The organism is Mesorhizobium sp. M0991 (assembly GCF_040318915.1).
In the GTDB taxonomy this organism is placed as follows: domain Bacteria; phylum Pseudomonadota; class Alphaproteobacteria; order Rhizobiales; family Rhizobiaceae; genus Mesorhizobium.
Genome location: NZ_JAMYNE010000004.1, coordinates 100240 through 119868 on the forward strand (window position 1 = coordinate 100240; position 19629 = coordinate 119868).

General features: G+C 63.3%; 24 protein-coding genes. 9 read left to right on the forward strand and 15 right to left on the reverse strand.

Annotated features, from left to right (window positions below):
• Positions 1-87: 87 nt before the first annotated feature.
• The 6 genes from NKH70_RS08090 to NKH70_RS08115 form a co-directional block, all read right to left on the reverse strand.
• Positions 88-2376, reverse strand: coding sequence for a PAS domain-containing hybrid sensor histidine kinase/response regulator (locus tag NKH70_RS08090; protein ID WP_353025071.1), 2289 nt, complete (start codon positions 2374-2376; stop codon positions 88-90).
• A gap of 88 nt (positions 2377-2464) precedes the next feature.
• The gene (gene acuI, locus NKH70_RS08095) at positions 2465-3454 is read right to left on the reverse strand and encodes an acrylyl-CoA reductase (NADPH) (RefSeq protein WP_352713854.1); all 990 of its coding nucleotides are present in this window, start codon (positions 3452-3454) and stop codon (positions 2465-2467) included.
• A 51-nt stretch (positions 3455-3505) separates the two neighbouring features.
• On the reverse strand, positions 3506-3982 hold the full coding sequence (gene lspA, locus NKH70_RS08100) for a signal peptidase II (protein ID WP_352468343.1): 477 nt from the start codon (positions 3980-3982) through the stop codon (positions 3506-3508).
• Positions 3983-4008: 26 nt separating this feature from the next.
• The gene (locus NKH70_RS08105; RefSeq protein ID WP_352713849.1) at positions 4009-4872 is read right to left on the reverse strand and encodes a TrmH family RNA methyltransferase; all 864 of its coding nucleotides are present in this window, start codon (positions 4870-4872) and stop codon (positions 4009-4011) included.
• The gene (locus NKH70_RS08110; protein WP_352713844.1) at positions 4873-5934 is read right to left on the reverse strand and encodes an RsmD family RNA methyltransferase; all 1062 of its coding nucleotides are present in this window, start codon (positions 5932-5934) and stop codon (positions 4873-4875) included. It abuts the gene before it with no gap.
• Between the two features lie 89 nt (positions 5935-6023).
• Positions 6024-6509, reverse strand: coding sequence for an anthrone oxygenase family protein (locus NKH70_RS08115; protein WP_352713838.1), 486 nt, complete (start codon positions 6507-6509; stop codon positions 6024-6026).
• A gap of 124 nt (positions 6510-6633) precedes the next feature.
• On the opposite strand from NKH70_RS08115, the gene NKH70_RS08120 reads away from it, so the two are divergent.
• Together NKH70_RS08120 and NKH70_RS08125 are read left to right on the forward strand one after the other, a co-directional pair.
• Positions 6634-7317 carry a helix-turn-helix transcriptional regulator gene (locus tag NKH70_RS08120; RefSeq protein ID WP_352713833.1) on the forward strand — a complete coding sequence of 228 codons (684 nt, stop codon included), beginning with the start codon at positions 6634-6636 and terminating at the stop codon, positions 7315-7317.
• 86 nt (positions 7318-7403) lie between these two features.
• The gene (locus NKH70_RS08125) at positions 7404-7772 is read left to right on the forward strand and encodes a VOC family protein (protein ID WP_353025073.1); all 369 of its coding nucleotides are present in this window, start codon (positions 7404-7406) and stop codon (positions 7770-7772) included.
• Positions 7773-7940: 168 nt separating this feature from the next.
• On the opposite strand, the gene lhpI is transcribed toward NKH70_RS08125, so the two are convergent.
• The 4 genes from lhpI to sppA all read right to left on the reverse strand — a co-directional run bounded on the left by lhpI (position 7941) and on the right by sppA (position 10664).
• On the reverse strand, positions 7941-8909 hold the full coding sequence (lhpI, locus tag NKH70_RS08130) for a bifunctional Delta(1)-pyrroline-2-carboxylate/Delta(1)-piperideine-2-carboxylate reductase (protein ID WP_352713827.1): 969 nt from the start codon (positions 8907-8909) through the stop codon (positions 7941-7943).
• 52 nt (positions 8910-8961) lie between these two features.
• Positions 8962-9294 (reverse strand): DUF1049 domain-containing protein, encoded by a 333-nt coding sequence (locus NKH70_RS08135; RefSeq protein ID WP_292664966.1) that lies wholly within the window; start codon positions 9292-9294, stop codon positions 8962-8964.
• A gap of 47 nt (positions 9295-9341) precedes the next feature.
• Positions 9342-9626 (reverse strand): integration host factor subunit beta, encoded by a 285-nt coding sequence (locus NKH70_RS08140; protein WP_023675261.1) that lies wholly within the window; start codon positions 9624-9626, stop codon positions 9342-9344.
• An 81-nt stretch (positions 9627-9707) separates the two neighbouring features.
• On the reverse strand, positions 9708-10664 hold the full coding sequence (gene sppA / locus NKH70_RS08145; RefSeq protein WP_352713823.1) for a signal peptide peptidase SppA: 957 nt from the start codon (positions 10662-10664) through the stop codon (positions 9708-9710).
• Positions 10665-10971: 307 nt separating this feature from the next.
• On the opposite strand from sppA, the gene lptC reads away from it, so the two are divergent.
• The 6 genes from lptC (at position 10972) to ptsN (ending at position 16222) form a co-directional block, all read left to right on the forward strand.
• Positions 10972-11685, forward strand: coding sequence for an LPS export ABC transporter periplasmic protein LptC (gene lptC, locus NKH70_RS08150; protein WP_352713821.1), 714 nt, complete (start codon positions 10972-10974; stop codon positions 11683-11685).
• Positions 11672-12280 (forward strand): LptA/OstA family protein, encoded by a 609-nt coding sequence (locus NKH70_RS08155; protein WP_292664963.1) that lies wholly within the window; start codon positions 11672-11674, stop codon positions 12278-12280. The genes lptC and NKH70_RS08155 overlap by 14 nt, the downstream gene beginning before the upstream one ends.
• Positions 12280-13098 (forward strand): LPS export ABC transporter ATP-binding protein, encoded by an 819-nt coding sequence (lptB, locus tag NKH70_RS08160; RefSeq protein ID WP_352713819.1) that lies wholly within the window; start codon positions 12280-12282, stop codon positions 13096-13098. The genes NKH70_RS08155 and lptB overlap by 1 nt, the downstream gene beginning before the upstream one ends.
• A gap of 197 nt (positions 13099-13295) precedes the next feature.
• Positions 13296-14822, forward strand: coding sequence for an RNA polymerase factor sigma-54 (rpoN, locus tag NKH70_RS08165; protein WP_352713817.1), 1527 nt, complete (start codon positions 13296-13298; stop codon positions 14820-14822).
• Between the two features lie 291 nt (positions 14823-15113).
• The gene (gene hpf / locus NKH70_RS08170; RefSeq protein WP_023675267.1) at positions 15114-15698 is read left to right on the forward strand and encodes a ribosome hibernation-promoting factor, HPF/YfiA family; all 585 of its coding nucleotides are present in this window, start codon (positions 15114-15116) and stop codon (positions 15696-15698) included.
• A 59-nt stretch (positions 15699-15757) separates the two neighbouring features.
• Complete coding sequence (gene ptsN, locus NKH70_RS08175; RefSeq protein WP_292663270.1) at positions 15758-16222, forward strand: PTS IIA-like nitrogen regulatory protein PtsN; 465 nt, start codon at positions 15758-15760, stop codon at positions 16220-16222.
• Between the two features lie 92 nt (positions 16223-16314).
• On the opposite strand, the gene NKH70_RS08180 is transcribed toward ptsN, so the two are convergent.
• Together NKH70_RS08180 and NKH70_RS08185 are read right to left on the reverse strand one after the other, a co-directional pair.
• Positions 16315-16572 (reverse strand): BQ00720 family protein, encoded by a 258-nt coding sequence (locus NKH70_RS08180; protein ID WP_352713815.1) that lies wholly within the window; start codon positions 16570-16572, stop codon positions 16315-16317.
• Positions 16573-16635: 63 nt separating this feature from the next.
• Positions 16636-17061 carry an Hsp20 family protein gene (locus NKH70_RS08185; protein WP_023675270.1) on the reverse strand — a complete coding sequence of 142 codons (426 nt, stop codon included), beginning with the start codon at positions 17059-17061 and terminating at the stop codon, positions 16636-16638.
• 144 nt (positions 17062-17205) lie between these two features.
• Between NKH70_RS08185 and NKH70_RS08190 the strand changes: the two genes are divergently transcribed.
• A complete protein-coding gene (locus tag NKH70_RS08190) occupies positions 17206-18147 on the forward strand; it encodes a nucleoside hydrolase (protein ID WP_352713814.1) in 942 nt (313 codons plus the stop codon).
• Positions 18148-18156: 9 nt separating this feature from the next.
• Here the strand turns inward: NKH70_RS08190 and NKH70_RS08195 are convergent, their stop codons facing one another.
• The 3 genes from NKH70_RS08195 to NKH70_RS08205 all read right to left on the reverse strand — a co-directional run bounded on the left by NKH70_RS08195 (position 18157) and on the right by NKH70_RS08205 (position 19566).
• Positions 18157-18528: a hypothetical protein gene (locus tag NKH70_RS08195; protein WP_352713812.1), complete on the reverse strand. Its 372-nt coding sequence runs from the start codon at positions 18526-18528 to the stop codon at positions 18157-18159.
• A gap of 3 nt (positions 18529-18531) precedes the next feature.
• Positions 18532-18873 (reverse strand): hypothetical protein, encoded by a 342-nt coding sequence (locus NKH70_RS08200; protein WP_353025075.1) that lies wholly within the window; start codon positions 18871-18873, stop codon positions 18532-18534.
• 78 nt (positions 18874-18951) lie between these two features.
• Positions 18952-19566 carry a LysE family translocator gene (locus NKH70_RS08205; protein WP_352713808.1) on the reverse strand — a complete coding sequence of 205 codons (615 nt, stop codon included), beginning with the start codon at positions 19564-19566 and terminating at the stop codon, positions 18952-18954.
• Positions 19567-19629 lie beyond the last annotated feature (63 nt).

The following is a 19629-nucleotide window of genomic DNA, read 5'->3' on the forward strand; positions in this document are numbered from 1 at the left end:
TGCAACAGGATTGTGACAGTACCGTGATACGGCTCTGCGGGCAATACTTCGTCGGCTGGGTAATCTATCAACCGTCTATGTTGTGCCTCAGGCGGCCACTTGCCCCTCGACCGCATGAACCAGGGCATCGGGGTCGAGCGGCTTGGTGACGAAGCCGCTGGCACCGTGAGCGAGCACGGCGTGGCGGGTCTTTTCCTGGCTGTCGGCCGACAGCACCATGATCGGCACCGGCGGCACCGCGGTCTCCTCCTCATGGCGGCGGATGGCGGCGATGGCGTCCAGACCGTCCATGACAGGCATGTGCAAGTCCATCAGCACCACGTCGTAGCGGTGCTTGTGGCCGGAGCTGATGACCGCCTCGACGGCGGCTTTGCCGTTGCCGACCACTTTCACGCGATGCCCGGCCTTCAGCAGCGTGGCGCGAGCCAGCATGGCGTTGATGTCGTTGTCCTCGGCGATCAGCACCGACAGGCCCTGCTGGCGGCCGCCAATGGCGTGCCCAGCCTGCGCGCCGCGCTTTTGCGGTTGTGGCTCTGCGATGACCGGCGCATGGCTGGTCAAAAGCACGCGCAGCAATGTCTCGCCGCGCACTGGCCTCGCCAGGAAGGTGGCGTAACCGTTGGCACGGAATTCGCCAAGCATGCCGCGGTCGGTCGGCGCGATCAGCGTCACCGCCTCGCAATCGGCAAATCCGCCCTGGCGCAGGCGCCTGAGCAGCCTGCCGTCGCTTTGCTCCATGGCAGCATCGATCAGAAGCAGGTCGCAGTTCTCGGCGAAAGGGGTGGCCTGGGCGGCGGTGGTGGCCAGATCGACCGTGCCGCCATTGGCGCGAATGGTGCGGGCGATGGCTTCGGCCTCGACCAGGTTCTTCGACACGATCACCGCATGCCGGCCCGACAGCGGGTCCTGCCGGATCTGCGCCGCCTCGACGGCGGAAATAGCGGGAATATCGAAGACGAATTCGGACCCCTGGCCAAGCCGGCTCGACACGGAGATGGTGCCGCCCATGGCGGTCACCAGGCGCTTGGAAATGGCAAGACCGAGGCCGGCACCGCCATGCGCACGGGTCGAGGTGCCGTCAGCCTGTTCGAAGTCCTCGAAGATGCGCTCCATGTCCTCCTCGCGCAGACCGGGGCCGGTGTCGGTGATGGTGAAGCGGATGCGGTCGGTGGTTTCGGTGCGGACGCGGGCGATGCTTGCCAGGACGCCGCCGCTGTCGGTGAACTTGACGGCGTTGCCGATCAGGTTGAGCAGCACCTGCCTGACCCTGCCGGGGTCGGCGGTGATCAGCTGCGGCACGTCGGGTTCGACATGACAGCCGAGGCCGATATCCTTGGCAAAAGCCCGCGCCGCCAAAAGCTCGATGACATTGTCGGCGATCTCGCGCACCGACATCGGCTGCGGTTCGGGATCGAAGCGGCCGGCCTCGATCTTGGAGTAGTCGAGCAGGTCCTCGATCAGCGCCAGCAGCGCGCTGGCCGAGGTCGAGATGGCGCCGACATAGGTCCGCTGCTCGGCCGAAAGGCTGGTGTCGGCGAGAAGCCGGGCCATGCCCATGATGCCGTTCATCGGCGTGCGGATCTCGTGGCTGACGGTGGCGAGGAAGCGCGATTTGGCCTGGCTCGCATGTTCGGCCCGCTCGCGGGCGGTGATCAGCGAGGATTCGGCGCGTTTGCGGGCAGTGATGTCACGGGCGATGGCGCGATGCGAAACGGCGCCGCTGTCCTTGTCGCGCACCGACAGCTCGATCCACGAGAACCAGCGTGGGCCGTCCGGCGTGCGAATGGCGACATCGGTGGAACTCAGGCATTCATGGTCGGAAAAGGCGGCGTCGGGAACGATGCCGACATCGATGCCTAGTTCGGCCAGGGTCTTGCCGGCGAGGTCGCGCTGGTCGGTTTCGACAAGGTCGGCGAAAACCTTGTTGGCGTAGACAATATGGCCGTCGCGGTCGCGGTGGACGACGAGATCGCCGAGTGCATCGATCAGACCGTGAAAGCGCTCCTCGCTCTCCTGCATCTCCCACATGCGGTCGGCCAGCGTCTCGATTTCGGCGCGGCTGCGGGCGGTCGTGGCATCGAGCAGGGCCACTGCGCGACGCTGGGTGCGCCTGTTGCGCAGATGCATGGCGAGCCCGGCGATGGCTGTCGCCAAAAGGCCGATGGTGATGAAGATCGGCGCTCCGGTCAGATGCGACAGGCCCGCCAGCACGACGATGGCGACGAGCGTCAGGAAGGGCAGGCCTTCGCGGTTGGCGGCCGGCAGTTCCGGCGCCAGCGGCGGCGCGGCGACAAGCTGCCGTCCTGGCACCTCGGGGGCCGTCCCGTCGGCTCGTTCGGCTGGTTCCGCCTCTCTGATGCCGGGTTCCGCAATCATACGGAACTCCTGCCAGACAGAGCTTATCGAAGGTTGTGGTTGATCGTTCGAATTTTAGCGGTCGCGCTCTTTTTTGTCCCTTTGGGGCTCACATATCCACCACCACGCGGCCGCGGATCTTGCCCTCGACGATGTCATGCGCGGCGCCGATGATGCCGTCGAAGCCGATGCTCGTCGACAGGCTGGCAAGCTTTGCGTGATCGAGATCGGCGCCGATGCGGCGCCAGGCCTCGAGGCGGACCGCCTTGGGCGCCATCACCGAATCGATGCCGAGCAGCGAGACGCCGCGCAGGATGAACGGAGCGACGCTTGCCGGCAGGTCCATGCCGCCGGCGAGGCCGCAAGCGGCGACGGCGCCGCCATAGGAGGTCATCGACAGAACGTTGGCCAGCGTATGACTGCCGACAGCATCGATGCCGCCGGCCCAGCGTTCCTTGGCGAGTGGTTTTGCCGGCTGGGCAAGCTCGTCGCGTGAAATCACTTCCGCGGCGCCAAGATCTATCAGATAGGGGCTTTCGGCAGCGCGGCCGGTCGAGGCAATGACGTGATAGCCGAGGCTGGACAGGATCGAGACCGCGACCGAGCCGACGCCACCGGCAGCGCCGGTCACCACCACCGGGCCGCGATCGGGAACGATGCCGTGGCGCTCCAGCGCGATGACGCAAAGCATGGCGGTGTAGCCGGCGGTGCCGACCGCCATCGCATCATGCGGGCTCATGCCGTCCGGCAGCGGCACCAGCCAGTCGCCTTTGACGCGGGCGCGTCCGGCAAAGGCGCCGAAATGCGTTTCGCCGACGCCCCAGCCGTTCAATATGACCTTGTCACCCTTGCGCCAGTCGGGACTGGAAGACGAGATGACGGTGCCGGCGAAATCGATGCCCGGCACCAGCGGCCAGCGGCGGATCACCGGCGCCTTGCCGGTAATCGCAAGGCCGTCCTTGTAGTTCACCGTCGTCGCCTCGACCGCGACGGTGACGTCGCCCTCCATCAGGTCTGCCTCGGTAAGCTCGGTCACCGCGACCGACTGGTTTTTCTCGGCGTCGCGCGAAACGAGGATGGCTTTGAAGGTTTTGGGCATTTTTTCTCCTCGGGCTTGCAGATCAGAATGTGCGGCGCCAGGCGAGTGAGGTCAATCGCTCGACGTTCCGCGCCGCCAGCCAATGAGTTCGTCGAAGACGACCAGCACGGCACCGACCGAAATGAAGGCGTCGGCGAGGTTGAAGACGGCGAAGGACCAGACCGGCGTATGAAACAGGATATAGTCGATGACGTGGCCATAGGCAGCGCGGTCGATCAGGTTGCCGAGCGCGCCGCCGACGATCAGTGCGAAGCCGATGCGGGCAAGCAGGTGGCCGGGCGGCGTGCGGGCCGCAAGATAGAGCACGAAAGCGACCACCAGAACCGCGACGACCACCAGGCCGGTGTCGCCGAAGGACGAAAACAGCGAGAACGCGATGCCGGTGTTGTAGGTGCGGTACAGCGCCAGGAACGGCAGCAGGTCGAGCCGTTCCTGAAAGGCAAGGCCGGTTTCGACCAGATATTTCAGCCACTGGTCGAGCGCTATCGCGGCGACGACCAGAAGAGCATAGGGCCTCCAGGACTTCATGGTTTGCAGTTTCACGGTTTGGGATGTCACGATCTGGCGTCCTCCGGGCCGAGCTTCAGCGTGCCGCGCCGGATCTCGAACAGCATGACGCCGGTGGCCACCGCAAGGTTGAGCGAATCGGCGCGGCCGGCCTGCGGTATCCGCAGCAGCTTGTCGCAGCTTGCGGCAAGCTCGTCAGGCAGGCCTTGCTGCTCGTTGCCCATCATCAAAAGCACCGGGCCTTTTGAAAAATCGACCGAGCGGTAGTCGACCGCACCCTTCAGATGGGTGCCGGCGACAAGGCCGGGAAAGCTCTTTCGCCAGGCGAGAAAAGCCTCGGGCGTCGCCTTGGCGACCGGCACGGCGAAAATCGAGCCCATGGTGGCGCGCACCGTCTCGACCGAAAAGGGATCGGTGGTCTCGCCGACCAGTATGACGCCCCTGGCGCCGACGGCGTCGACCGTGCGGATGACGGTACCGAGATTGCCGGGGTCGCGGACGCGGTCGAGCGCCACCCAGACGTCGCCGTCACGGGCGCGGATATCTTTCAGCGGCAGCAATTTCTGCGAGAACACGCCGACGACCATTTGCGGATTGTCGCGGCGGGTGATGGCGACCAGCACCTTTTCCGAGACTTCAAGTACGGTGCCGCCGGCGGCGACCGTGCGCGCCGCGACCTTTTCGACCGCCGCATTGCCGCGCCCGGCCTTGGCGAAGACCAGCGTCCTGATCGACCAGCCGAGATCGAGCGCGTCAATAACCAGCTTCAGGCCTTCGGCCATGAAGGCATTCTGCTGGTCGCGGAATTTCTTCAGCGCGAGCGCCTTGATGTCCTTGATCAGCGGATTGGCGAGGCTGGTGACTTCCTTCACCTGCCCTGGCGCGCCTGCATGCCGTTCGTACGCACTCATTCAGGCCACCCAGCGTGAGAACAGCGAGGTCGAAAGCGCCCGACCGGCAGATTTCTCGCGGATGATCAATTCGCCCGATTCGACCGTGCCGCCCATGCCGGCGAAGGTGTCGCGCATCAGGGCATGGATGGCGAAAAAGGAGGCGCGGATCGAATAGGCGGTCAGTACCACGGCGAGCGGCTTCGGCGTCAGGATCGCGCGGCAGATATCGGTCAGCGCCGGCAGGTCCTCGAACAGCTGCCAGACCTCGCCTTTCGGTCCGCGGCCATAGGCGGGCGGGTCGAACAGGATGATGTCGTAGCGGCTGCCGCGGCGCTCCTCGCGTTCGGCGAATTTCACGGCATCGTCGACGATCCAGCGGATCGGCTTTTGCGACAGGCCCGCCATCTCCTGGTTCTCGCGCGCCCAGCCGATCGCCTTCTTGGAAGCATCGACATGCGTGACCTCGGCGCCGGCACGCGCCGCCACCAGCGAGGCAAGGCCGGTGTAACCGAACAGGTTCAGCACCTTCACAGGCCGTTTTGCCGCCGCGATCAGTCCGGCCATGTGGTCCCAGTGCGAGGCCTGCTCGGGAAAGACGCCGACATGGCGAAACGAAGTGAAGCGGCCGAGATAGTCTATGCCGTCATGCTTCATCGGCCAGGTCTCGCCGAGCGGCGTCTTGGGGAAGCGCCAGCGGCCGATGCCTTCCTCGTCGGTATCGCCGGTGAAAATGGCGTCGGCGCGCTCCCAGTCCCTGGCCGGCAAAGCCTTTTGCCAGATCGCCTGGCCTTCCGGCCGAACGATGCGGTAGGGACCGTATTGCTCGAGTTTTTCTCCGGCGCCGCTGTCGAGCAGCGCGTAGTCCTGATTGGGGCCGACCTCGAGGATCAGCGGCAGATGTTCGGCAGGCAGCGCGCCATCGCGGCGCGAGAGCAGGCGTGGCGCGGCTTTCGGCTCGGACCGGTCCTGCAGTTTAGGCTCCGAACCGGCGGTCAGGCCGGCGTCGCGCCGCCGCGGCTGCTCCGCCCCGCCCTTCGCGGACGGGCGGCTGTCGCGGCGTTTGTCGCGAAAAGGTTTCAAGAAGGCGCATCTCCGGACGGCGGCTTGGCCGCTTCTGCCACAGCACATTGACCGGCGCAACAAAAGGGCTGCCGACGTGTGCAACCGGATCAGCCGCGCCTGATCGACAGCAGGCCGATTGCGAGCGCTATGAAACCAACGGCCTTGAAGCCGGTGACGACCATATGGCCGGTTTCCCAGCGGCTCCGGATAGTTTCGAAATTGTCCGGGATCGGTCCAGGCACCCAGGTGGCCAGGACATCGTTTGCCGGTTTGACCAGGGTAAACCACGCCACGAGGGCCATCAGATAAAGCACGGTGGCCGCCAAGACCCACCAGAATACCGGGCGATCGCTGCGCAGCATCCAGGCGAGGAGGCCCGGACAGACGATCGCCGCCACGTCCAGCGGCGCGCCGACAATCGCGAAGAATTGGAACTGAGCATTGAAGACAGTGGTTTCACGCCAGAGCGAAGGCGACCATCTGGTCAGCCGCGGCACCGATTCCAGCACGTGGGCGAAGGACGGCCCAAGGCTGAGCGCAGCGACGATGGCGCTCAAAACCGACCAGAACAACAGAAAACCGCGTATATCCATAATGGCCAGACAACGGCGTCAGACCGCAGACGTTCCGGTCGGCGATCATCTCGCTTGCCGCCGAAACCGCAGGCGCACTATCGTCCATTCAAATTGGGCATCCATCCAAACCGGGTTGCGATCCATGTCCCGCGCCGAACGCCTGCTCGACCTGATCCAGATCCTGCGCCGGCATCGCCGGCCGGTCAGCGGCCGCAGCCTTGCGGGCGAAATGGGTGTGTCGATCCGCACGCTCTATCGCGATATCGCCACGCTGCAGGGGCAGGGCGCGCCGATCGAGGGCGAGGCGGGGCTGGGCTACGTGCTCAGGCCTGGCTTCATGCTGCCGCCCTTGATGTTCACCGATGAGGAGATCGAGGCGATCGTGCTCGGTTCGCGCTGGGTGGCCAAGCAGCCGGACTGGCGGCTTGCCAACGCCGCCACCGACGCGCTGGCCAAGATCGCCGCGGTGCTGCCGGACGATTTGCGCGAAGAGCTCGACGCCTCGACGCTGCTGGTCGGGTCGCGCACCGAGGTCACCGAAGGCATCGATCTCGGCGTGGTGCGGCAGGCCATCCGGGAGGAGCGCAAGCTGAGCTTTGTTTATCGCGACGCCGGCGGCGCTGCCTCCGAGCGCACCGTCTGGCCGTTCGCACTCGGCTTCTTCGACAAGGTGCGCGTCGTCGCGGCCTGGTGCGAGATGCGCCAGGATTTCAGGCACTTTCGCGCCGATCGGATATCCGGCCTCAACGCCACCGAGATGCGCTATCCGCGCCGCCGTCAAGTGCTGCTCAAAGAATGGCGGGCGACGCTCGACAAGCCAAGCTAAGGCTGCTGCTCAGTTAAGACTGCTGCCAGAATCTGGCAGTGGCGTACGCTATGCTCCTCCAGTCGAAACCATCTGGAGAGCAATTCATGACACCGCCCAATTTCGTCATCCTCTATGTCGACAAGCCTGAGCAAAGCGGCGCCTTCTACAGCGCGCTGCTTGGGCGGCAGCCGGTCGAGACCTCGCCGACCTTCGTGCTATTCGTGCTCGACAACGGCTTCAAGCTCGGCCTCTGGTCGCGTCACACCGTGGAGCCGGCCGCCGCGGCAGCAGGCGGCGGCGCCGAGATCGTCTTTGCACTGGACACGCCGGATGCCGTCGACGCCACCCATGCCGAGTGGGCCGGCCGCGGGCTGAAAATTCTGCAGACGCCGACCGACATGGATTTCGGCCGCACCTTCGTCGCGCTTGATCCCGACAGCCACCGGCTGCGGGCTTATTGGCAAAGGGAGTAAGGGAGGAGGGGAGTAGTGGAATACGGGAGTAAGGGAGTAGGGCAGTAAGGCAGCAAGGGAGTACGTGACAGGAAATATAGCTGGCGCGGCGCCGCACCATCAGTACGGTTTCCTACTCCCCTACTCCCCTACTCCCCTACTCCCCTACTCCCCTACTCCCCTACTCCCCTACTCCCCTACGCTTGCCCGATACACGGCAATGCCGGCGGCGAGGTCCTCGAGGGCTGCGCCGACCGACTTGAACAGCGTGATCTCGTCGTCGTTCTGCCGGCCTTTTTTCTGGCTGCGTGCCAGTTCATAGAGATCGGCGACGATGGCTTCCGGCTTCAACACGCCGGAGGCCAGCGGCTGAACGATATCGCCGGCTTCCTTGGTGGCGCCGGCGCGGGTGTCGACATAGACGCCGGCGCGTGCAATCGCGTCGTCGTCGCTTTCGCGCATCGCCGGCGTGAAGCCGCCGACCAGATCGACATGGGTTCCGGGCTTCAAGAGTGCGCCCTTGATCAGTGGCGTGGTGGTGATGGTCGCCGACGATACGATATCGGCCTTTCCGAGTTCGGCGTCGAGATCGCCTGCTGCTTCGGCCGAAAAACCCTCGGCACGCAATTTTGCCGCGACCTTTTCGGCATTCGCCGGCGTGCGGTTCCAGATGCGGATGTTCTTGATCGGACGCACCGCCGAATGCGCCTTTGCAAGGAATGGCGACAGCGCGCCGGCGCCGACCACCAGCAGCCGCGATGCGTCCTCACGGGCCAGATAGGAGGCGGCCAGCGCCGAGGCGCAGGCCGTGCGCCACTGCGTCAGCCTCTGGCCATCGATCAACGCCTGCGGCTCGCCGGTGGCACCGTCGAGCAACAGGTAAAGCCCCATCACCGCGGGCTTGCCGACGGCATTGTTGTCGGGCGACACCGTGACGATCTTGACGCCGATATGGCCATCGGCCGAGGTGCCGGCTGCGTTGAAGTCGGTCCAGGCCGGCATCAAAAGCAGCGTCGAGGCGGCGCCATCGGGCCGCTCGACCGTGTGATGGTGCCTGACCGGCTGCACGGCGCCGTCGCGAAAAGCGGCGCGCAACGTCTCGACCAGCCCGGAAAAGGTCAGCGCGCGGTCGACCTCGGCGGCGGAAATCGTCAGCATGAAAGGCTCCGTAGAGAAATAGGCCAGCTGCGCTTCAGGCCCGAGCCGTGGCTCAGTTCGTCGGCTTCGGCAAGGCCTGGCCCTGCGACGCGGTGGGCGCGCGGCTGACCGCCTGGCGCAGGTTCTCGGCCTCGGCGCCGCGCTGGCGCGCCAGCTTGCGGTAGCGGCCCTGCTTGATCCAGGTCGCCAGGCTGCCGACGATCATACCGATGGCCAGCGCCAGGAACAAGAAAATGAAGAGCGGCACGGTGAGCGTCAGCGCCGGATTGCCGGGATTGAACGGATCGAGCGTGAAGGCGACCGGTTCGCGGTTGGCGACGGCCAAGGCAATCAGGATGACGGCCAGCGGCACGAAAACCACGATGAGGAGAAAGCGATTGAACATGTTTTTCCGTTCGGAAGAAAAGGCAGGAGCGGTGGCGGGTGCCGCGCCTATTTGCCTCCGTTCAGCCTTTCACGCAATTCCTTGCCGGTCTTGAAGAACGGTACCCATTTCTCCTCGACCTCTACGGATTCGCCGGTGCGCGGGTTGCGGCCGGTGCGGGCAGGGCGGTTTTTCACCGAAAACGCGCCGAAGCCGCGCAACTCGACCCGGTTGCCCTCGGCAAGCGCGTCGGTGATTTCATCGAAGATGGCGCTGACAATATTTTCGACGTCGCGCAGGAAAAGATGCGGATTGCGCGTGGCGATGATCTGCACAAGTTCGGATTTGATCATGAAAAGGCTCCCCGTGAAAGCAGTGCCGCCGAAATTATCAGAATGATTTTATTTGCTTTTTCACTCGTCCCAAGCGGTTCCTCAAGGGTGCCAGACGGAAACGAGACCGTCAAGAAACAAGCGGTCCACTCCAATTTCGTGAAGGACGTCGCCGCCATGGCCGGGCAGGCCAAGCGCAGCGCCGACGGTCTGCGCCATCGCCTTGGAGAACAGAAAACCACTGGGTTTTTCCGTGTCCTTCCATTCCACCACCTTGAGCTTGGCATCGACACCCTTGCCTGCAAGCCAGTCGATCGCTTCGGCCTCGCCGCCGACCGCGTCGATCAATTTGTTGGTGACCGCCTGCCGGCCGGTGAAGATCGACCCGTCTGCGAGCGCCAGCGCCTCCGGCTTGGTCATGTTGCGGCGCTCGGCGACGATGCCGACGAACCAGTCGTAGCTGTCGAGGATGAGCTTGCGGACCATGGCGCGCTCATCGTCATTGGTCGGCTTGAAGGGAGAAGGCGAGGCCTTCAAGGGCGAGGATTTCACCTCCTCCAGCTTGACGCCGAGCTTGTCCATGAGGCCGCTGACGTCCGGGTACTGGATCAGCACGCCGATCGACCCGACGATCGAGGATTTGCGTGCGACAATATGGTCGGCCGCAGTGGCGATCATGTAGCCCGCCGAAGCCGCGAGCGTGCCGACCTCGGCCACCACCGGCTTGTCGGCGGCGAGCTTGCGCACTGCCTCGTAGATCGACTCGCCACCGACGGTGGTGCCCCCGGGTGAATCGATCGACAGGATCACAGCCTTGACGCGCGGCGACTGACGGATGGCCTCCAGCCGCTTGATCAGTTCTTCGTCTTCGGTGATGGTGCCTTCGATCTTGACCTTGGCGATGTGGTCGACAGCCGCGCCGGTGAAGTCGTCACCATAGATCCACGCCGAAAAGGCGATCAGCCCGGCTGCGGCGACAATAATCGCCGCAACACGCCAGAATGTCAGCTTGCGGCGCAAGCGGCGGCGGTCGATCAGGTCGTCGGCTCTCAATGCCATGGTCAGCCTCATAGTCGGTGGGAGCAGATGCTTTTAAAGCAACCATTCGCGCCCGGCTACCGTTTCCTGACGGCCTTGCGCCAAAGGCGTCTTGGGCATTCGCGGCAAGCCTCAACCTGTCACGTTCCACAGGCTCTAACACTGTGCGCCCATATCTGGTATGAGGTACAGGCTGCGCTGGGGCCATTTTCATTGTACAGGGGCGGCTGTCACATTTTTGCGGTTTTCCTCGGCTTGTGCTTGCTTGAGGGCGCCGGCACCCCACCTATAGGGCGGCCTGGCGGGCAGGGGTTTAGAAGAAGCAGTCATGTTAGCGGGACCAATCGAACCGACCAACACCGAGACGGAGTTGGCTCCCAAGGCCGCAGGCCGGGCGCGGGTCGACGCGTTTGACATTGCGCGGCGTCATTCGCGCCGGGTCCGGATCCTCAAGCTGGCCGTGCCGCTGGTCGCTGCCGTGATCGCGGTCGCGTTTCCGGTCTATTCCTATCTCATGGCTCCCGCTGCAATCGAGGTGCAGGCCGACGGCGGCGCCTTTGCCGATGGCAAGCTGGTGATGGCCAACCCCAAGCTCAACGGCTTCACCAAGCAGGACCTGCCCTATTCGATGACAGCGCTGCGCGCGATACAGGACGTCAGCAAACAAGGCATCATCGATCTGGAAGGTATCAAGGCCAAGCTGCCGATTGCGGCCGACAACACGGCCGCCATAAATGCCACGCACGGCACCTACGATCGCGACGGCAACACGCTCAGCCTGACCAGCGACGTGACCGTGTCGACCACGGATGGTGTGGTGGCAAAATTCAAATCAGTCTATCTCGACATGGGCGAAGGCACTATGAAGACAAGCGAGCCCGTCGATGTCAGCCGCGGCGGGTCGCGGATCAGGGCGGATTCGATGTCGGTCCAGGACAATGGCAAGGTCCTGGTTTTCGAGAACAAGGTGCGCGTCGACATCGATCCCGCCAGTTTGAAGGCGGCAGAGGCAAAGAGCGGAGAGACCAATGCGGTTCAGTAGTTCGGCACGGCGCCTCGCCGCGATTTCGGCGTTGACGCTTGGGTTGCCCTTGGGGCTGACCTTCGGGACGGCGCCGTCGCTGGCGCAATCCAGTGCCACCAGCCAAATGTCCGGCCTCAGGCTGTCGGGCGACAAGCCTATCCAGATCGAAAGCGACAAGCTCGAGGTGCGCCAGGCGGAAAGCGTCGCCGTCTTCACCGGCAACGTCAACGTCGTCCAGGGTCCAACCGTGCTCAAGGCCGGCAAAATGACGGTCTATTACGTCAGGGATGCAGGCGCCGCTAAAGGCGCCCAGCCCGCGGGTGCCGCGGCAATGACCGGATCCGCCAACATCGACCATCTCGAGGTCGACGACAAGGTCTACATCAAATCGGACAATCAGGTTGCCACTGGCGACCGCGGCACCTTCGACATGAAGACCGAAGTGCTGGTGCTTTCGGGCAGCAAGGTCGTGCTCTCGCAAGGCGACAACGTGCTTGTCGGCTGCAAGCTTACCGTGCAGATGAAGAGCGGCCTTGCCCAGGTCGACGCTTGCGGCGGCCGCGTCATGATGTCGATCACGCCGCCGGCGAAGTCTGGAGCAGCGAAACCCTGATGACCGGCATATCGTCGCTGCTGGCGCGTCTTCCAGCGCGCGCCGCCAGCAAACTTGCGGCACCGGCCAGGATCACCGTCGAAGCGGCAAAGTTCAAGGGAACCTTGATCGCCAAAGGGCTGACCAAAAGCTACAAGGGCCGCAAAGTCGTCAGCGGCGTGACGCTGGGCGTGCGCGCCGGCGAGGCGGTTGGGCTGCTCGGCCCCAACGGCGCCGGCAAGACGACCTGTTTCTACATGGTGACCGGCCTGGTGCCGGTCGATGAAGGCACGATCGAAATTGACGGTTTCGACGTCACGTCGATGCCGATGTATCGCCGCGCTCGTCTCGGCATCGGCTATCTGCCGCAGGAAGCCTCGATTTTTCGCGGCCTGAATGTCGAGCAAAACATCCGGGCCGTGCTCGAAGTGGTCGAAAAGAGCCGCAAGGAGCGTGAGCGCCTGCTCGACGAATTGCTCGAGGAATTCCATATTAGCCATCTGCGCAAGGCTCCGTCGCTGTCGCTCTCCGGCGGTGAGCGGCGACGCCTCGAAATTGCTCGTGCGTTGGCAACCCGCCCTGCCTACATGCTGCTCGACGAACCTTTCGCCGGCATCGATCCGATCGCCGTCGCCGACATCCAGCAGCTCGTGCGCCACTTGACGGCACGTGGCATCGGCGTGCTGATCACCGACCATAATGTCCGCGAGACGCTTGGCCTGATCGACCGCGCCTACATCATCCATGCCGGCCAGGTGCTGACCCATGGGCGTGCCGACGAAGTGGTGGCAAATGCCGATGTGCGGCGGCTTTATCTCGGCGAGGGATTTACGCTCTAAGTGCGAAATTCCGGTTCGAGCGGGATTTCCGGCGTAGTCCAGCAGCTTTTTCTTCAATTTTCTGCCTGAAAACGCGCCGGCAGGCGAGTTTTACCGCTCCTCGCCTTGACAAGCAAAAGCCGGGCCAGTTTCTATGCTGGCCTGGAAAATTCCTTCCAGCAGTGCGGGTGCGTAGACGGAGCGTTTGAAACCGAACCATGGCGTTGGCGGCAAAACTACAGCTACGACAGTCGCAGTCGCTGGTGATGACGCCGCAGCTGATGCAGTCGATCCGCCTGCTGCAGTTCACCCATCTCGAGCTGGAACGCTTCATCGACGACGAGATCGAACGCAATCCCCTGCTGGAACGCGCCGAACCGCAGGAGGACGCCGCCAGCGACCAGGCGCAGAAGGGCGACGCTGCACCGGAACCGGCTGCCGACGGCGACTGGTTCGAAGCGGAGACGGCGTGGAGCGCCGAGGCGATCTCGGAAAAGCTCGATACGTCGCTGGAAAACCTGTTTCCCGACGATCCTGGTACGAGCGAGCGGCTCGGGCCCGACCTGACGGCGCAATGGAAATCGGCGTCCGGCAACGGTTCCACCTCTTCCTCCGACGGCTTCGACGTCGCGGATATGGCGGCGGCTGCCATCACGCTGCGCGACCATGTCGGCGAGCAGGTGGCGCTCGCCTTTGCCGATCCGGCGACGCGCCTGATCGCTAGCGAGCTTGCCGACGGCCTCGACGAGGCCGGCTACATGCGTGCCGACATGGCCGAGATCGCGGCCCGCCTCGGCGCGGACGCCACGGCGGTGGCAAAGGTCCTGGCGGTCTGCCAGACATTCGAGCCGGCCGGCATCTTCGCCCGCGACCTCGCCGAATGCCTGTTGCTGCAGCTTGCCGTGCGCGACCGGCTCGATCCGGCGATGAAGGCGCTGATCGCCAATCTCGAACTTCTGGCACGTCGCGATTTCCAGACGCTGAAGCGGATTTGCGGTGTCGACGAGGAGGATCTGCTCGACATGCTGGCTGAGATCCGGGCGCTCGACCCGCGGCCGGGAATGGCGTTTTCGCGCGGTGCCAGCGATGCGATCGTGGCCGACGTTGAGGTGCGCGCAGCCAATGACGGCAGCTGGACGGTCGAACTCAATGCCGAGACGCTGCCGCGTGTACTGGTCGATCACATCTATTTCGCCCAGGTCACGCCGCATGCGAAAAACCAGGCCGAAAAGGATTTCCTCGCCGAATGCCTGCAGAACGCCAACTGGCTCACGCGCAGCCTCGACCAGCGGGCGAAGACCATTCTCAAGGTGGCCTCCGAGATCGTGCGCCAGCAGGACGCTTTTCTCGTCCACGGCGTGCGGCACCTGAAGCCGCTCAACCTGCGCACGGTGGCGGACGCCATCGGCATGCACGAATCAACGGTCAGCCGGGTCACGGCAAACAAATACATGCTGACACCGCGCGGTGTGTTCGAGCTGCGCTATTTCTTCACCGCCTCGATCGCTTCGTCTGGTGGCGGCGATGCGCATTCGTCGGAAGCGGTGCGCGACCGCATAAAGCAGTTGATCGACGAGGAGAAAGCCGTCGATGTGCTTTCCGACGATGCCATCGTGGACATGCTGCGGGAAAGCGGCGTCGACATCGCCAGGCGCACGGTGGCCAAATACCGGGAAGGCATGAACATACCCTCTTCGGTGCAGCGGCGGCGCGAAAAACGCGCTTTGGCCAGCGCCGGCCGTTGAGCTCCGGCGGAATTTCCACGGCTTTCGCCCTTCATTGACAAGCGGCAACGAAGTGGCTAGAAGCCCGCCCGCATGAGACGGGCTGGCGAGTGGATTTGAGTTCGCTGATGCCCGCACGAGAGATGGTCCGTCACGACGTAGGCCACGGGACGGCCAAGAAGGCGGCTTGTGATCAACCGGAAAGTTCGGATCTAAAATCGGCGCAAGTGACGCCGCAAAAGCTTGTGCGCACGGACCACGAGTATAAACTCGGGACAGTTTGAAGCCTGAGCAAGGAAGGTCAGTTTTCAGATGACACTGCGCATATCGGGAAAACACATGGATATCGGCGATGCGTTCCGTACGCGCATCAACGACCGTGTCGGCGAAGTGATCGGGAAATATTTCGATCGGGGCTTTTCAGGGCAAATCGTAGTCGTCAAATCGGGGTCGCGCTACACGGCCGATTGCATGATCCGGCTGGATTCCGGTGCTTCGCTGCAGGCGACCGGCGATGCCCAGGATCCAACGCTTGCCTTCGATACCGCGGCAGACCGTCTGGAAACACGCCTCAGGCGCTACAAGCGCCGGCTGAAGTCGCACAATTCAGGCAACAGCAACGGCGAGCTCACCGACGTCGCCTATACGGTGATGGCGCCGCTTGCCGACGACGAGGAGGACATACCGGAGAATTTCGCGCCGGCCATCGTCGCCGAATCGACCATGACGCTGCGGACCATGTCGGTGGCGTCAGCAGTGATCGAACTCGACACCAAGGACAGCCCGGTCCTGGTCTTCCGCAATGCCGGAAACGACCATCTCAACATCGTCTATCGCCGGCCGGACGGGAATATTGGCTGGATTGACCCGTCCACGGCCAAGGTCGCGCAGGGGTAAAAACCAGCCGCACGCGAGCGTGGGGACTGGCGACGGCAGGCGAACAAGGGATTTCAAGCATGGATCTGAGCGATCTCGTCAGCGTTCCGGCAATCATGCCGACGTTGAAGGCGAACTCCAAAAAGCAGCTGCTGCAACTGCTGTCCGAAAGGGCGGCGGCGATTTCCGGCATTCCGGAGCGAGAGGTGTTCGATACCATCCTGCAACGCGAGCGGCTCGGCTCGACCGGCGTCGGCAACGGCATCGCCATTCCGCACGGCAAGCTGGCCGGGGTGAAGCGGATCGCCGGCGTTTTTGCCCGGCTGGAGACACCGGTGGACTTCGAGGCCCTCGATGATCAGCCGGTCGACCTGGTGTTTCTGCTTTTGGCTCCCGAAGGTGCCGGCGCCGACCACCTCAAGGCGCTGTCGCGCATCGCGCGGGTGCTGCGCGATGCCGACACGGTTGCCAAGATCAGGGGCACGCGTGACGCCGTAGCCATCCACGCGCTGCTGTCGGACACGCAGGCCTCGCACGCCGCCTGAGGTTTTGATCAAATCCGTTGAAGGGCCGCCGTGAGCGGCCCTGTCCGTTTCCAACCAGATCGCTGCGCCGTATTTGTCAGTGGATAGCGACGTTAGTGGATAGCGACCGGGGTCAGATCGTTTTCCAGCGCGCCAGCCAGTGCCCGGTCGCGAGCGTCCGAAAGCAGGATCGGCTGGCCATTGGCGGCAAACAGGGCCCACAGTTCGAGCCCGGAGGCGATTTCGCCGAGACCCGGGAAACGGCCGCGCAGATCGTCGCTCGACACTTTCCTGAGATAGGCGACCGAACCTTCGCCGAGATGGGCGAATTCGCCGCTGGTCATGATGATATTTTCGTTAGTTCTGGTCATTTCAAGCCTCCTTGCCGCGAGACGCCGCTCAAGGCCATCCCGCATGAGAGCTATCGGCAAAAATCAGTCTTTCACCGATATGTTTATTTTTCGTACCAGCCGTTCGGATTCCGGCCGATCGAGATCGATCGACAGAAGGCCGTTCTTCAATTCCGCCGCAATCACCCGCATGCCGTCGGCCAGCACGAAGCAGCGCTGGAACTGGCGCGCGGCGATGCCGCGGTGGAGGAATTCGCGCTCGGTGTCGTCGTTCTGACGGCCGCGCACGACCAACTGGTTCTCCTCCGTTGTGACATCGAGATCGCTTTCCGCGAAACCGGCGACAGCGAGCGTGATACGCAGCCTTTCGGTTTTGCCGTCGGCACCGCTGAGGCGCTCGATGTTGTAGGGAGGATAGCTATCGCCGGACTTTGCCAACCGCTCCAGCGTCTTTTCCATGGAATCGAAACCGAGGAGAAGCGGGCTGGAAAAAGGCGTCATTCGGCTCATGTTACAGTGTCCTCTCAAGAGCGACATAAAGTGGAAAAACCCGGATGGCATTTTTCCCGATGGTCTTGATATGGTCCGCCGCCCGGCAGACTTCAAGCCGTCACACGTCCCGCCCAAAAAGACTTGCCAAAACAAGGAATTGAAATGCCCCAATCCCGCAGGATCATCATCGACACTGACCCCGGCCAGGACGATGCCGTCGCCATATTACTGGCGCTCGGCAGCGCCGAGCTGGAGATCGTCGGCATCACCGCGGTGGCCGGCAACGTGCCGTTGAAACTTACCGAAAAAAACGCCCGCAAGATCTGCGAGCTGGCCGGCCGGCCGGACGTCAAGGTCTATGCAGGCGCCATCCGGCCGCTGGCGCGCGAACTGGTCACCGCCGAGGAAGTGCATGGCAAGACCGGCCTCAACGGACCACAACTGCCCGAACCAAAGATGAAGCTGCAGGACGAGTATGCGGTCGATTTCATCGTCGAGACGCTGATGAGGGAGGAGAGCGGCACGATCACGCTTTGCGCGCTCGGGCCGCTCACCAACGTTGCGCTGGCGCTGATCCGCGAGCCGAAAATCGCGCCGCGCATCAAGGAGATCGTGCTGATGGGCGGCGGCTTCTTCGAGGGCGGCAATGTCACGCCGACCGCCGAATTCAACATCTATGTCGACCCGCATGCCGCCGATGTCGTGTTCAAATCGGGCATTCCGATCGTGATGATGCCGCTCGACGTCACCCACAAGGCGCTGACCACCGCCAAGCGCACGAAGGCCTTCCGCAAGCTCGGCACCAGGGTCGGCACGGCCACCGCGGACATGCTGGAATTCTTCGAACGTTTCGACGAGGAAAAATACGGCACCGATGGCGGCCCGCTGCACGATCCTTGCGTCATCGCCTATCTGTTGAAGCCGAAGCTGTTCAAGGGCCGCAACTGCAATGTCAGCGTGGAAACCGCCTCGGAGCTCACCATGGGCATGACGGTTATCGACTGGTGGGGAGTGACCAAGCGGCCGAAGAACGCGATGGTGATGCGTGACATCGACCATGATGCGTTTTTCGAGCTGTTGCTGGAAAGGCTGGGGCGGCTTTAGGGCCGTCTTTCATTCCCGAAGCAGACGATACGTTTCGGTTTCGTTCACGCGACGCTGTCGCTCAATCAAAACTTGCGAGCCGATGGCGCGCGGCGCGCTCGGGTCGCCATATACGAACACCAAGAGATTATTTTCTTCGAGGCGGATTCCGTAGAGATAGCGGAATCCGTCACCGACCGCACCTTCGGGATTTGGGGAAGCGTTGAGGACGTTAACCACAGTGCCTGGCACGCGCTCCACATCGATGATGGGGCTGCTCCGCCTTGCAATCAGTGCGCCGATTGCCAAAATGCAGACGCCCACCACAAGGCTGGTGGTGATGATGCCCCGGAGGTTTTCCCGCAGTATCAGCAAGGTGAAGGCCAGCCGCGCTCTTGTCATGGTTCAATTTGCAAACCGGTAAAAGACGAAGCCATTGTCGCGCGTTACCCGCTCGATGCCGACGCGCGAGTCGATCAGATGCGGGAGGTCGTCGTAAACCAGGACCGTCGAACCGTTCTCAAGGACCAGCAGATATTGGATATTCTGCCCTTTACCCTGTCCACTTTTGATCGTTGCATCGACCGGGTCGACCGACCGGATCGGACTTGCGTCATTCGCCCATTTGTTCAGAACCGACGGAACCATCGCCGCGAACAAAGCGATGAACAGAATCACGCCAAACGCGTTCCTTTTCAAATCCGCATAAGTCCACGGCATAGACATGAATCCCCACTGTTGATTCATGTGGTGGCCTGAAGGCCGACTTTCAATCGGCCTTCCTATTCCAGGATGTTGCTGTTGGCGTCGCCGGACTCGCGGCCGTTACTTCGCCTTGGAAAACGCCAGCCAAAGGCCGCCGCCGACCAGGAAGCTGCCGCTGATTCGCGACAGCAGCCTGACGCGGCCGGCCGACAGCAGGCGTCCGGCGCGGCCGGCGGCCAGCGCGTAGGTCGAATCCGAGACGGCGGCGAAGATCATGGCGGTGAGACCCATGACGCCGATCTGTAATGCGTAATTGCCTTCAGGCGCGATGAACTGCGGAAAGAAGGCGCCGAAGAACACCAGCGTCTTCGGATTGCTGATCGCCACCAGCAGCCCCTGCAAAAAGAAGCCGCCGCGCGGTCTTTTTGCCGATCCGTCGGCGTTCAGCTTGCCTTTCGAGCGAAACATCTGCACGCCCATCCAGATCAGGTAGGCAGCGCCAATCAGCCGGACCCATTCGAACCAGTGGCCCATGCCGGCGATCAGCGATGTCAGCCCGATGCCGACGATGGCGATCATGATGGCCAGTCCGGCCTGGGTGCCGGCGACATTGGCGAGCCCGGCGCGCGAGCCGTGGCGGATGCTGTTGGCGATGATCAGCGTCACCGTCGGCCCCGGCACCAGGATGATGACGATGCAGGCGACGACATAGGTGGCGTAGAGTTCCAGCGACATTTTTTCCCTCCGCAGAATGCCGCTCGTGCGGCGCGCTGTTGCGATCAATGCATGGCGATGAGT

What these genes read in the sequence shown, in the direction of transcription:
- NKH70_RS08090 (WP_353025071.1), bottom strand. Translation starts at nt 2,376, where the DNA reads ATGATTGCGGAACCCGGCATCAGAGAGGCGGAACCAGCCGAACGAGCC.
- acuI (WP_352713854.1), bottom strand. Translation starts at nt 3,454, where the DNA reads ATGCCCAAAACCTTCAAAGCCATCCTCGTTTCGCGCGACGCCGAGAAA.
- lspA (WP_352468343.1), bottom strand. Translation starts at nt 3,982, where the DNA reads ATGAAGTCCTGGAGGCCCTATGCTCTTCTGGTCGTCGCCGCGATAGCG.
- NKH70_RS08105 (WP_352713849.1), bottom strand. Translation starts at nt 4,872, where the DNA reads ATGAGTGCGTACGAACGGCATGCAGGCGCGCCAGGGCAGGTGAAGGAA.
- NKH70_RS08115 (WP_352713838.1), bottom strand. Translation starts at nt 6,509, where the DNA reads ATGGATATACGCGGTTTTCTGTTGTTCTGGTCGGTTTTGAGCGCCATC.
- NKH70_RS08120 (WP_352713833.1), top strand. Translation starts at nt 6,634, where the DNA reads ATGTCCCGCGCCGAACGCCTGCTCGACCTGATCCAGATCCTGCGCCGG.
- NKH70_RS08125 (WP_353025073.1), top strand. Translation starts at nt 7,404, where the DNA reads ATGACACCGCCCAATTTCGTCATCCTCTATGTCGACAAGCCTGAGCAA.
- lhpI (WP_352713827.1), bottom strand. Translation starts at nt 8,909, where the DNA reads ATGCTGACGATTTCCGCCGCCGAGGTCGACCGCGCGCTGACCTTTTCC.
- NKH70_RS08135 (WP_292664966.1), bottom strand. Translation starts at nt 9,294, where the DNA reads ATGTTCAATCGCTTTCTCCTCATCGTGGTTTTCGTGCCGCTGGCCGTC.
- NKH70_RS08140 (WP_023675261.1), bottom strand. Translation starts at nt 9,626, where the DNA reads ATGATCAAATCCGAACTTGTGCAGATCATCGCCACGCGCAATCCGCAT.
- sppA (WP_352713823.1), bottom strand. Translation starts at nt 10,664, where the DNA reads ATGGCATTGAGAGCCGACGACCTGATCGACCGCCGCCGCTTGCGCCGC.
- lptC (WP_352713821.1), top strand. Translation starts at nt 10,972, where the DNA reads ATGTTAGCGGGACCAATCGAACCGACCAACACCGAGACGGAGTTGGCT.
- NKH70_RS08155 (WP_292664963.1), top strand. Translation starts at nt 11,672, where the DNA reads ATGCGGTTCAGTAGTTCGGCACGGCGCCTCGCCGCGATTTCGGCGTTG.
- lptB (WP_352713819.1), top strand. Translation starts at nt 12,280, where the DNA reads ATGACCGGCATATCGTCGCTGCTGGCGCGTCTTCCAGCGCGCGCCGCC.
- rpoN (WP_352713817.1), top strand. Translation starts at nt 13,296, where the DNA reads ATGGCGTTGGCGGCAAAACTACAGCTACGACAGTCGCAGTCGCTGGTG.
- hpf (WP_023675267.1), top strand. Translation starts at nt 15,114, where the DNA reads ATGACACTGCGCATATCGGGAAAACACATGGATATCGGCGATGCGTTC.
- ptsN (WP_292663270.1), top strand. Translation starts at nt 15,758, where the DNA reads ATGGATCTGAGCGATCTCGTCAGCGTTCCGGCAATCATGCCGACGTTG.
- NKH70_RS08180 (WP_352713815.1), bottom strand. Translation starts at nt 16,572, where the DNA reads ATGACCAGAACTAACGAAAATATCATCATGACCAGCGGCGAATTCGCC.
- NKH70_RS08185 (WP_023675270.1), bottom strand. Translation starts at nt 17,061, where the DNA reads ATGAGCCGAATGACGCCTTTTTCCAGCCCGCTTCTCCTCGGTTTCGAT.
- NKH70_RS08190 (WP_352713814.1), top strand. Translation starts at nt 17,206, where the DNA reads ATGCCCCAATCCCGCAGGATCATCATCGACACTGACCCCGGCCAGGAC.
- NKH70_RS08195 (WP_352713812.1), bottom strand. Translation starts at nt 18,528, where the DNA reads ATGACAAGAGCGCGGCTGGCCTTCACCTTGCTGATACTGCGGGAAAAC.
- NKH70_RS08200 (WP_353025075.1), bottom strand. Translation starts at nt 18,873, where the DNA reads ATGAATCAACAGTGGGGATTCATGTCTATGCCGTGGACTTATGCGGAT.
- NKH70_RS08205 (WP_352713808.1), bottom strand. Translation starts at nt 19,566, where the DNA reads ATGTCGCTGGAACTCTACGCCACCTATGTCGTCGCCTGCATCGTCATC.